Below are 12,419 nucleotides of genomic sequence, written 5' to 3'. Positions count from 1 at the left end.
TTAATGCTTTAGTTGCTGCCGCAACTTCAGCTGGTGTTGCGTTGGCATTGCCGTCAACTGTTTTCGCTGCTGCTAATGCGTCTTGAACAGCTTTATCCTCTTTGTCAGCTGGATTTAATCCTGGTAAAGCTTCAGCTTTTTTGATAGCTGCTTTTAAAGCCGCTTTATCTGACACAGGTTGTAAATGATTTTGTGCATCCTTAATCGCCTGTGCAGCTGCTTTCAATTGTTCAGGTGTTGCATTGGCATCTGCTGCTTTTGCTTTACCTTCATTGATAGTTGTTGTTAATGGTGCTACTGAATTAGGAGTATAGTCAGCTTTATTAACCGCTTCACCTGCAGCTATCGCTTTATTCAATTCATCTAAAGCATCTTGACGTTCTTTCGCTGCGATTGCATCATTTAATGCTTTTATCGCTTCAGCAACTTGAGCTGGTGTTGCATTTTCATTTGCTTTAACTGCTTGTGCAGCAGCAAGTTTATCTTGTACTGCTTTATCCTCAGGATCACTTGCTTTCAAGTTTGGTAAGGCTTCCGCTTTATTAATTGCAGTTTGCAATGCAGTTTTATCTGCTTTTTGAACTAAGCCCGCTTCTGCTGCTTTCAATGCTTCTGTTGCCGCTTTGATTTCATCAGTTGTTTTTGCATTTGGTGCTGCAACGATAGCTTTGCCTTCTGTTTCTTTTGTATTCAATGGTGCTACGCTGTTTGGTGTATATTGATTTTTATTGATACCTGCTACTTTTGCAAGTTCTGCTTTTAACGCATCTAAAGCATCCGCATGTTCTTTTGCTGCTAAAGCGTCATTTAAAGCTTTTGTCGCTGCTTGAACTGCTGATTGTGAAGCATTTTGATCAGCGTTGACTGTTTTACCTGCTGCTAGTGCATCAATCACTGCTTTATCTTCTGCGTCTGCTGGATTTAAACCTGTAAGTGCATCTGCTTTATCTATAGCTGCTTGCAATGCAGCTTTATCAGATTTAGCTTGCAATGCATTTTCAGCTGCTTTAAGTGCTTCTGTTGCTGCGTTGATAGCTTCAACTGTTTGATTATCAGGATTTGCAACGATAGCTTTACCTGCATTTTCTTTTTCAGTTAAAGGTGTCACTGTTTCAGGTGTAAAGTTGTTTTTATTAATTTTCGCTGCTTTAGCTAACTCTGCTTTTAATGCATCTAATGCTGCTTGTTTAAGTGCATCCGCTGCATCTTGTGCCTTTTTAGCATTTATCGCATTATCTAATTCAACTTTTGCTGCGTCTACTGCTGCTTGATCAGCATTTTGGTCAGCTTGTACCGCTTTAGCTTTTGCTAATGCTGCTTTTACTGCATCATCTTCAGGATCTCCTGATTTCAACGGCGGTAAAGCTTCTGCAGTTGCGATAGATGTATTCAATGCGTTTTTATCTGCTTTTAATTTCAAAGCATTTTTAGCATCTTTAATCGCTTGTGCTGCTGCTTTTAACTGTTCAGGCGTTGCTTGTGCATCGGCTGCTTTAGCTTTTCCTGCTGTAATCGCTGCTTCAAATGGTGTAACCGTTTGAGGTGTGTAATTGTTTTTCGTTACAGCTTCAGCATCTTTGATTGCCGCGTTAAGTACATCTAATGCATCTTGGCGTTCTTTCGCTGCTAATGCATCATTTAATGTTTTTGTTGCTGCTGCTACTTGTTGTTGAGTGGCATTGGTATTACCGTCAACTGATTTCGCTGCTGCTAACGCATCTTGTACTGCTTTATCTTCTCTATCAGTCGGATCTAATCCTTGTAATGCTTCTGCTTTTTTGATGGCTTCTTTTAACGCTGCTTTATCTGATACAGGCTGTAATTGATTTTGCGCATCTTTGATTGCTTTAGCTGCTGCTTTTAGTTGTTCAGGTGTCGCATGTGTATCTGCTGCTTTAGTTTCACCTGCTGTAATTGCCGCTTCAAATGGTGCGACTGTTTGAGGTGTGTAATTGCTTTTTGTTACAGCTTTTGCATCTCTGATTGCTGCGTTGAGTGTATCTAATGCATCTTGATACAATTTTTTATTAATCGCATCATTTAATGCAGTTGTCGCATCAGTGACTTGTTGTTGTGTCGCATTGCCATCAGCTTTTACTTGGTTTGCTGCTGCTAATTTATCTTGAACTGCTTTGTCTTCTTTATCTGATGGATTTAATGTACCTAACGTACCTGCTTTATCAATCGCTTTTTGCAGTTCTGTTTTATCTGCTTGACGTACTAAACCAGAAATACTGTCATTAATATCTTTAGTTGCTTGCTCGATTTGCGCAACGGTAAATTGCTTGCGAACTGCTGGATCATCAGACATAGATGCTGTTACTAAAGGATTCACTTTTTGAATCATATCTTTGACTGCTTGAATGCTGTTTGGTGTATAGCCATTTGTACTTGCGACTTGTACCCCTCTAGCTACTGCTTCTTGCAATTTTTCATATGCATCCGCTCTTAACTTTTCTTGAATCGCATTAATCAAGCTGTTTTTACTGTCGTCTGTTGCTTTTTGTGTCGCATTCAAATCAGCATCAACTGTTTTGGCATTGGCTAAAGCAGTTTTTAATTGCTGATCGATTGCTTTTGTCGGATCTAAGTTAGTAATCTTTTCTGCATCCGCAATTGCTTTTTTCAATGCTGTTTTATCAGCACGCTGTACTAATTGTGATTTAGCTTGAGTAACTTCTTGTGCTTTTGTATTAAATTGTTCAGTTGAACCATTTTCAGGATGTGCAAGCAATGCTTCTCCTTCAGCCACTTTAGCGTCTAACGCTGCCACGCTGTTAGGAGTATAGTCTGCTTTATTTACCGTTTTCGCATCTGCGACTGCTGTTCTTAAAGCTTCTAATGCACGATTAGGCTGAACTGTAATATCAAATGTAGAAGTGCTGGTATTATTTGCCGCATCTGTCGCTGTTACAGTTACTGTTGATGTACCTGTTGCTGTCGGTTTACCTGTAATTTGATGTGTTGTTGGATTATAAGTTAATCCAGCCGGCAGACCTGTCACCGTTACTGTCGGTGCTGTTTGTGCATTATCTTGTGCTGCGATTGTAATCGGTGCAATCGTATTATATGCTTCAGCTGTTTGATTGCTTACTGGTGTAATTGTTGGTGCTTGTGTATCAGTTACTGTGTATGTGAATGTTTTAGTCGTAGTTAATCCAGCATGGTCAGTAGCTGTAACTGTCACAGTAGATGTACCCGCCGCAGTCGGTGTACCAGAAATTGTATTAGTATCGCTGTTGAAAGTAACGCCGTCAGGCAAGCCTGTCACTGTTTTAGACGCAAGATATTTACTATTATCTGTAATATCTAAAACCAACGGTGCCATTTCAGTATTTGTACCTACTGACTGATCTGCGATATCTCCGATGACCGGTGCTTGAATATCTTTTACATGATATAAAATGAACTGACTTTCATTCGTTAATTTAACCGTACGTTTTGTTTTGTCATATGTCGGTGCCAATGTATCATCTTCAGTTAATAATTTATAACCTTTATCAGCTAAATAAGCAGAGTGATCTTGTACAGTGATAATTTTATCTACATCACCAGACGTACGGATCGGACGGTCAAATAATTCATGTGTATCCGCATCGATAAAGTCTTCTTCTAATAATGCACCTGCAGTATAAGTGAATTGGTTAATTTTAACTTGTTGTAAGTTATACGCACCGCCTGTAGATGCCGCAATAGATAATGCATATTCATTTTTATGCGTGTATCTAAAGTAATTCTTCATATTTTGTTTCCATGTTTGACCCGCATACGTGATTGTCATATCTTTTGTATCACCGTTATAGTCGATTGTGAACGTTTGGAATTGGTTATCCGTTGGTTGTGGATTTAACATAGTTGCGTCCCAACCTGCGTTACCTGATTGCGTTGAAACTATACCAGATGAATTACTCCACGCAAATGCCCCGAAAGAGCCTTTATTATAGAATTGGTTCGGATCAGGATTACTTTTACCTTTTGGGTCATAGCTTTTATTTACATAAGTATCTAATTTAAAGCCGAAAGCATATTTAAGTCCGCCCATACCTACAGCGGATCCATAAAGTCCTAATTCATGTGTATTCCCTGGGTTGAAAATAAAGGCAATACCATCGCCGCCTTCTGCGCCGTCTTTAGGATGTCCTTCCCCTTTATCCCCTAAGTTCACTTCGCCAGAGAAATGGAAATCTTTATTAATATTCATTTTAGTATCTAATGAAATTGAACCCTTTTTACTTCTTTCATTCGGAGTTAGCGTCGCAATACCTGTAGATTTATCATAAGTCGCATCATCAACAGTCCAGAAATAATCATTAAAGTTTTCTGGCGTAACAACCACTTCATCTTTTTTAGTTGTATCTACACTAAACGCACGCACAGCTGTTTTTTGTTCTGCCTCTTCTGTTCTAGGCAATGTAGCTTGCGGGCTGTAGAAATCTTTTTCTTCTGATGCACGGCCTAATAAAATTCTTAAAGCTTCTGCTTTAATTTGTTCATCCGTTAAATTGCTGACATCAATTACTGATAACACTTCGTCTATTTGAGTATTATCGTAATCAGCAGCTAAAGCTGTTCTTACTTTTTCCACTTTTTGTTCAACACTTAAAGCGGCTGCTTCAACAGTCGGTGTTGTTTGTTCAACCGCAACCGATGGTGCTGGTGTTGTTTCTGATGGTGAAACTGTTTCGCTTGTTGGTGTTTTGTCTGTTTCTGTGTTTGAAGTTGTCTCAGTTGTCTTTGATGCTGATTGCGTTTTCGTTGAAGCTGTTTCTGCAGCTACTTTTTTGGCTGCCTCTGCCTTTGCTTGTTCTTCTTTTTGAACCGCTTCTGCTTCTGCTGTTTTAGCATGTTCAACTACTGTTTGAACATCCGCTTCTGTTTTTGCTTGCTGGATAGCTTCAGTGAATTGATGAACCTGAGTTTCAGATAAATGCTTATAAGTTTCAAGTTGCTTAAATGCTTGTGTTTTCGCAAGTTCTAAAGCACTAGGTGCTGTTTTGTCAGCATTTGTCTCTGTTGCTGGTGCTGTACTTTCTTGCAAAGTTGCAGCTGCAGCGGTCGGCTGAGCTGTACTTGATGCTTTTGTTGCCTCAGCAACTGTTGTATCGTTTGTATTCTCTGCTGCTTTGGCTTCGCCGTTGTGACCTAAAAATAATAGAGACCCGATTAAGATAGAAGCTGTTCCTACAGAAAATCTTCTAATCGAGTATCTATTCTTTAGATTAGGCAAAAAGTCCAATTTCTTCATGTGATGTCCTCCGATATATTAAGTTTTGAACTACCTTATAATTATAAATTGGAGGTACGTCTTTGTATATAATAGAAATGTTATCGTTTTTTAAGTAATTATTATTGATTGTAATTGTTGTTTACTGCATTGAATATGCAAATTTCATATATTGTTGCACCACTGCAAGCTTTAAAATCACTAATTGATGCTTACTTTGTTTTTCGTAGTTATAGTTAATATGAAGCAACTATTTTTGTGATTATTCTCTTATGAAAATTTAATATTTTTGTAACATTTAAAATCAAATTAAAGCGTTTTCTCTTGCACACACTGCATGTATTTTACTTGTAACGCAATAAAAAAATGGATAAACCGATCAAAATGACCCATTTATCCATGCCTATTTAGATGAATATATAATAAAGTATAGAAATTTCATGATTGCTGCTGTTGTATTATGATTGGTACATCCCATCATTTTGCGAAGCAATAAAATCAAAAATAAGTGAAATCAAACCCGGTTTATAATTAATAAATGCCTTTGAATCCAGCATGTTTAACAGTGTCTCTCGATTCACAAAACGGATGGCTTCTACTTCCTCTGGTTCAATGGTAATATCTGTTTCATCGATATCTGCTTGAATTAAATAGATATCATCGAACCCAGCAGTGTATGTCATAGCTAGTTGCGGACGCATTAAAGTGAAATCCAAGTCTAAATTCAGTTCTTCTTTAACTTCTCGTTGTGCTGCTTGATTGCTTGTTTCTCCTTGCATCACTGCACCGGCTGCACTAAAGTCCCATAATCCCGGCCATAGTTTTTTATCCTGTTTTCTTTGTTGAATCAGCATTTCGCCTTTTTGGTTAAATACACACACATGTACAACTAAATGATACGTGCCTTCTGGTAATTGGTGTCCGCGTTCAACAACTTGTCCTTTAAGTGCTTGGCGGTATTGATCATATAAATCCAGCATTTCAGACATTTTATGTCCCTCCTGTATTATAATCCGCACGTGCCTTCTAATGATAAAGCTTCATCAGCTTTTTGTTTGCATGCTTTTATCGGCAAGCGTTCTTCAAATGAAAATATAAAGATATCTTGAAACTTCTGAGCAAGTTCATCAACATCTTCTGCTTGATGCACTGCATCCATCATTTCGTATACTTCTGTATCGCCCATCGTTTTATCTTGAAATTGCATCGGATTCCAATCTGCTAATAATTGGTATAAGGCGATGTTGACTTCATTCTTTTCCATTCGATCAGTACCTCCTCTATTACTTAAAATAAGCCCGATTTGCGTCTTCACAAATCGAGCTGTATCGGATTCATTTTTCATTAAAGTACAAGATTACTTTTCTTCTACATCAATAGATTCGATGACTACATCGTGTACGGGTTTGTCTTGAGGTCCTACTTTAGTATTCGCGATATCTTCTAAAGTCGCTTCTCCATCGATTAATTGGCCGAATACTGTATGTTTTTGGTCTAACCAAGGTGTACCGCCTTTTTCACCGTATGCTTCTACGATTGGTTCTGGCCAACCGCCGTCAGCTAATTGATTCAACATGTTTTCAGGTACTTCTTTCATTTGTACAATAAAGAATTGAGAACCATTTGTATTCGGTCCTGCATTAGCCATTGATAATGCGCCGTATAAGTTGAAAGCTTCCATTGAGAATTCATCTTCGAATGAACCGCCGTAAATACTTTCGCCGCCCATACCTGTTGCAGTCGGGTCGCCGCCTTGTACCATGAAATCGTTGATAACACGGTGGAATGTAATGCCGTCGTAATAACCGTTTTTAGCGTGTGTTACAAAGTTTTCTACTGTTTTCGGTGCTAAGTCTGGTAATAATTTAAATGTCATATCGCCTTTATTCGTATGCATTACTACTTTAATTTCATTATCTTGTATTTCTTTATTTAATTGAGGATAGTTTGCCATGTTAAATACTCCATTCATGTTAAGATTGATATATCACAATATTAACATATAGAACAGAAAGGAAGTATTAAAATGTTATATCGTTTCTCACATAAAACCGGAACTTACGGTGTATCTATTGTAGAAGAGAAAGACAACGGGGAAGTCTTGGTTCAAGTCGAACAAGTCATTAAGCATCCTAAACAAGGCGACTTGCATAACCCGAACGCAGTTGATGGTGTCTTCTTCCATGAACGCCGTGCACTCAGTCATTACGAAAAGAGATTCACACCACGTTCTAAATTACGTGATTTCAACGTAGAAACTTTAGATTACGTGGACTCTCTGCAGCAAGCGATTACGGATCTAGAAGAACAATTGCAGCAACAAGATACTGAACATGCAAAACATTCTTTAGAGAACTTAAATACACTCAAAAAAGATTACAGCGTTCAGTATAAAAAAACTTTCCACTAAAAATTATGTGTTTCTTCTTATTTAACAGTTCCGTGAAATGTAAGCGGGTTACTGAAAATCAAGGTTTTTACCCCTATCACATTGATGTATAATGGGGTTATCTTATATTCAAAGGAGGACAAATAATGAGTTGGTTACATGCAGCGGTATTGTTGCCGTTCATCTTTGCACTCATTATCCCTATTGTTTATCGTTTTATTAAACGTATACATATAGGATGGTTCGTATTGCCTGTCCCCGTCGTTTTATTTATTTATTTCTTAACTTATATTTCGACAACGATGTCAGGTAAACCTAGATTTGCGGAATTGCAATGGATGCCGCAGATCGGTATGAACTTTAATTTATATGTAGATGGCTTAAGTTTATTATTCAGTTTATTGATTACAGGTATCGGTTCACTCGTTACTTTCTATTCAATCAGCTATCTAAGCAAAAAAGAACAACTAGGGAATTTCTATTGCTATTTACTACTCTTTATGGGTGCAATGTTAGGCGTCGTTTTATCTGATAATGTCTTCATGCTGTATTTATTCTGGGAAATGACTTCATTTTCTAGTTTCTTATTAATTTCATTTTGGCGCACACGCCATGCTTCATTGTATGGTGCGCAAAAGTCATTATTAATTACAGTATTCGGCGGACTATCTTTACTCGGCGGCCTTATCTTAATGACACTTTCAGGACACTCAACAAGTATTCGCCATCTCATTGCTCATGCCTCTGAGATTCAATCGAGTCCATTCTTTATTTTGGCTATGATTTTAATACTCTTTGGCGCAATGACAAAATCTGCACAATTTCCATTTTACATATGGTTGCCAGATGCAATGGAAGCACCAACACCAGTCAGTGCTTATCTTCACTCAGCTACCATGGTAAAAGCAGGCATTTATTTAGTTGCACGTCTTACACCTATCTTCGCCTTGTCTCAAGGTTGGATTTGGGCTGTAACAGCAATTGGATTAATTACATTGTTCTGGGCATCTTTAAATGCGACAAAACAAGCAGATTTGAAGGGAATCTTGGCATTCTCGACAGTTTCTCAACTCGGTATGGTCATGTCTATGCTTGGTATTGGTGCAGTAAGTTTCCATTACCAAGGTGAACAAAGTCAGATGTATGCCGCAGCTTTCGTTGCAGCAGTATTTCACTTAATCAACCATGCCACTTTCAAATGTGCGCTCTTCATGATTGCAGGTATTGTCGATCATGAAACAGGAACACGTGATGTGCGTAAATTAGGCGGCCTTATGACCGTTATGCCGATTTCATTTACAATCACAGTGATTTCAGCACTCAGTATGGCCGGTGTTCCGCCGTTCAACGGATTCTTATCTAAAGAAAGTTTCCTTGAAGCGATGATTAATGTTACACATGCCGGTATTTTCAGTTTGAATACACTTGGTGTACTGATTCCGATTGTCGCAATACTCGGCAGTATTTTTACATTCGTTTATTCAGTAAGATTTATCGGACAAATCTTCTGGGGTTCATACAAACCGGACGATTTACCGCACAAACCACATGAACCTTCAGTATTAATGTGGATTGCGCCGGCATTTTTAGCCGTATTAGTCGTACTTTTCGGTTTATTCCCAGGTCTTTTAGCTAAACCGATTATCGATCCTGCCAGTCAGGCGATACGTAATGCTGAGCTGCCAGATGCAGAATTCCATTTATTCCATGGTTTCACACCTGCATTCTTCTCAACGTTAGTCATTTACGTCATCGGTATCTTATTAATCTTGGCTTATCATAAGTGGGTCAAAATCTTGGAAGCTATCCCTGAACGCTTAGAACTTAACTATTTCTACAATCGTTCATCTGATAACTTGCCAAGCTATTCTAAGAAAGTCACAAACACTTATATGAGCGGATTTATCCGTAATAAATTACTTGTCATTATGGGAAGTTTGATTGCGTTAGCAGTCATTACAATATTATGCATGCCATTCACATTGAATTTTGAACATGTTACACGCGTCAGATCTTATGAAATCATTATCGTAGTGATGATTCTTGCATCTGCTACAATGATTGTATTTGCGCGTTCAAGATTGTTCAGCATTATCATGTTAAGTGCGGTCGGCTATTCTATGGCGATATTCTTTATCTTCTTTAACGCACCGGACTTGGCATTGACACAATTCGTAGTTGAAACAATCTCAACAGCATTGTTCTTATTATGTTTCTACCACTTGCCTAACTTGAACCGACACAATGAATCTACTTCATTCAAAGTTGTCAATGCGATTATCGCAGGCGGCGTTGGTTTAGTAGTGACTGTACTCGGTTTAATCGCATACGGTAACAGACATTTCGAATCAATTGCACAATTCTATAAAGACAATGTGCTTAGCTTAGCGCATGGTAACAACATGGTAAACGTAATCCTTGTCGACTTCCGTGGTACCGATACATTATTCGAATCATCTGTACTCGGTATTGCAGGACTTGGTGTTTACACATTGATTAAATTGCGCTCTAAACACAAAAACGGTTATGAAAGGGTGGAAGAAAATGAACAAACAGAAAAATGATATTATCTTTCAGTATTCAACAATCGTCATTTTCTTCCTGATCATGATGTTTGCCTTTTCGTTATTCCTTAACGGACATTATCAACCAGGAGGAGGATTTATCGGAGGCTTGCTCGTTTCAAGTTCTTTAGTACTTGTGGCAGTTTCCTATGACGTTAAAACCATGCGTAAAATCTTCCCATGGGACTTTAAAAAATTAATTGCTGCCGGCTTAACATTTTGTGTATTAACACCTATGGCAAGTTGGTTATACGGCAAGAATTTCTTCACACACAAAGTGTTTGAAATTCCGCTTCCATTGTTAAAACCAATGGAAATCCACACTGCAGTCTTCTTTGACTTAGGTGTACTGCTTGCAGTAGTCGGTACAGTAATGACGATTATTTTAGCGATTGGAGAGAATGAGTAATGGAAATAATTATGATTATTGTTTGCGGTATCTTAACATCAATCAGTATCTATCTCATTTTATCTAAGAGCTTGATTCGAATCATTATCGGTACCGCTGTTCAAACGCACGCAGCCAACTTGTTTTTAATTACAATGGGCGGTTTAGGCGAAGGCACTGTACCTATTTTCAAACACGGTACAAAGAATTACGTCGACCCTATCCCGCAAGCATTGATTTTAACTGCGATTGTTATTTCATTCGCAGTAACCGCGTTCTTCTTAGTACTTGCCTTTAGAAGTTATAAAGAACTCGGAACTGACAACGTAGAAAGAATGAAGGGAGTGCCTGAAGATGATGACTCAAGATAACTTGATTGCAGCGATGCTGATTGTTCCAATGATTACAGCAGTTGTTCTCGTATTTATCGGCAAGCGCCCTTTCATTAAACGTTTTGTTGCTTTAGCAGGATCATTAATTGCTTTAGGTTTTGCGATTGTCAACTTCATTAACGTTTGGCACCATGGCCCTCTTAAATTAGAATTAGGTTCATGGAAAGCCCCATACAGTATTGTATTTGTACTTGATTTATTCAGTGCAATTTTAGTCATTACCAGCTTGATTGTAACGCTATTGATTATCTTATTCTCATATCAATCTATCGGCTTGCATCGCGAAACATATTACTATTACTTTGCAGTAATGTTTATGGAAACAGGTATTATCGGTGCCTTTATTACAGGCGATATTTTTAACATGTTCGTATTCTTCGAAGTATTTTTAATTTCGTCTTACGCATTGCTGGTTATCGGCGGTACTAAAATCCAACTGCAAGAAAGTATCAAATACTTGCTCGTAAACGTAGCATCATCAGCCTTCTTTGTTATGGCAGTCGGTATTTTATACTCTGTTGTCGGCACATTGAATATGGCTGATATCAGTAAGAAACTCGGCCACTTGTCAGATACAGACAGCGGACTGGTCAGCATTGTCTTTATCATGTTCCTATTCGTATTTGCGACAAAAGCCGGTGCTTTCCCAATGTATGTATGGTTGCCTGGTGCATATTACGCACCTCCGTTCGCAATCATCGCATTCTTTGGTGCATTACTTACAAAAGTCGGTGTCTATGCAATCGCAAGAACACTAAGCTTGTTCTTTGCAGACTCGCTTTCATTCTCGCACTATACCGTGCTGATCTTAGCATTGCTTACGATCATCTTTGGTTCTATCGGAGCCATCAGCTATAACGACACTAAGAAAATCATCTTGTATAACATTATGATTGCAGTCGGTATTATCTTAGTCGGTGTAGCAATGATGAATGAAGACGGTATTATCGGCGCATTGTATTACACAGTCAATGACATGCTCATTAAAGCTGCATTATTCTTCTTAATCGGTATAATGCTTAAGATTACCAATACCACAGATTTACGGAAGTTCAGCGGTTTGATTAAAGGCTATCCGATTTTAGGATGGACATTCTTTATCGCATGTTTAAACCTTGCTGGTATTCCGCCTTTCAGCGGTTTCTACGGTAAAATGTTTATCGTCAAAGCTGCCTTTGAAAAAGGCTTCTATATCAGCGGTATTGTTGTATTGCTTTCAAGTCTGTTGATTTTATATTCTGTCATGAAAATCTTTATTAAAGGCTTCTTCGGTGAAGCAAAAGGTTATAAGATCAACCATAAATTACATTATCGCGGCTTGCTCAGCGTCGCTATTCTTGCTGTCGCATTATGTGTTGTATTCAGTTTCGCTGCAGATTGGTTATATCCGTTTATCAAAGAAGCAGCAGTGACTTTCTACGACCCTAAAGCATATATCGACAGCGTATTGGGGGTGAAATAA

9 protein-coding genes are annotated in these 12,419 nt (G+C 38.3%); 5 read left to right on the top strand and 4 right to left on the bottom strand.

The genetic code is table 11. From position 1 onward, the window contains the following. From C7N65_RS06460 to C7N65_RS06445, 4 genes are all read right to left on the bottom strand, one after another. On the bottom strand, nucleotides 1-5,245 hold a 5,245-nt coding region (locus C7N65_RS06460), incomplete at its 3' end, for a lectin-like domain-containing protein (protein WP_158698105.1). A gap of 437 nt (nucleotides 5,246-5,682) precedes the next feature. Beyond that, nucleotides 5,683-6,213, bottom strand: coding sequence for an NUDIX hydrolase (locus tag C7N65_RS06455; protein ID WP_105993653.1), 531 nt, complete (start codon nucleotides 6,211-6,213; stop codon nucleotides 5,683-5,685). A gap of 17 nt (nucleotides 6,214-6,230) precedes the next feature. Beyond that, on the bottom strand, nucleotides 6,231-6,488 hold the full coding sequence (locus C7N65_RS06450) for a DUF1871 family protein (RefSeq protein ID WP_105993652.1): 258 nt from the start codon (nucleotides 6,486-6,488) through the stop codon (nucleotides 6,231-6,233). 93 nt (nucleotides 6,489-6,581) lie between these two features. Further along, nucleotides 6,582-7,178, bottom strand: a complete 597-nt coding sequence (locus C7N65_RS06445; RefSeq protein ID WP_105993651.1) for a peptidylprolyl isomerase — start codon at nucleotides 7,176-7,178, stop codon at nucleotides 6,582-6,584. 72 nt (nucleotides 7,179-7,250) lie between these two features. Here C7N65_RS06445 and kapB point away from each other — a divergent pair, with 72 nt between their 5' ends. The 5 genes from kapB (at nucleotide 7,251) to C7N65_RS06420 (ending at nucleotide 12,419) form a co-directional block, all read left to right on the top strand. Next, entirely contained in the window at nucleotides 7,251-7,634 is a 384-nt protein-coding gene (gene kapB / locus C7N65_RS06440; RefSeq protein WP_105993650.1) for a sporulation phosphorelay system protein KapB, read from the top strand. 125 nt (nucleotides 7,635-7,759) lie between these two features. Then, a complete protein-coding gene (locus tag C7N65_RS06435; RefSeq protein ID WP_105993649.1) occupies nucleotides 7,760-10,177 on the top strand; it encodes a Na+/H+ antiporter subunit A in 2,418 nt (805 codons plus the stop codon). Further along, nucleotides 10,158-10,586, top strand: a complete 429-nt coding sequence (locus tag C7N65_RS06430) for a Na(+)/H(+) antiporter subunit B (protein ID WP_105993648.1) — start codon at nucleotides 10,158-10,160, stop codon at nucleotides 10,584-10,586. The genes C7N65_RS06435 and C7N65_RS06430 overlap by 20 nt, the downstream gene beginning before the upstream one ends. Further along, nucleotides 10,586-10,936 carry a Na+/H+ antiporter Mnh1 subunit C gene (gene mnhC1 / locus C7N65_RS06425; protein WP_105993647.1) on the top strand — a complete coding sequence of 117 codons (351 nt, stop codon included), beginning with the start codon at nucleotides 10,586-10,588 and terminating at the stop codon, nucleotides 10,934-10,936. The genes C7N65_RS06430 and mnhC1 overlap by 1 nt, the downstream gene beginning before the upstream one ends. Then, complete coding sequence (locus C7N65_RS06420) at nucleotides 10,923-12,419, top strand: Na+/H+ antiporter subunit D (protein WP_105993663.1); 1,497 nt, start codon at nucleotides 10,923-10,925, stop codon at nucleotides 12,417-12,419. Before mnhC1 ends, C7N65_RS06420 begins: the two co-directional genes overlap by 14 nt.

This window comes from Staphylococcus simulans, assembly GCF_002994445.1.
In the GTDB taxonomy this organism is placed as follows: domain Bacteria; phylum Bacillota; class Bacilli; order Staphylococcales; family Staphylococcaceae; genus Staphylococcus; species Staphylococcus simulans_B.
This window is presented reverse-complemented; position numbering and strand designations above follow the sequence as displayed.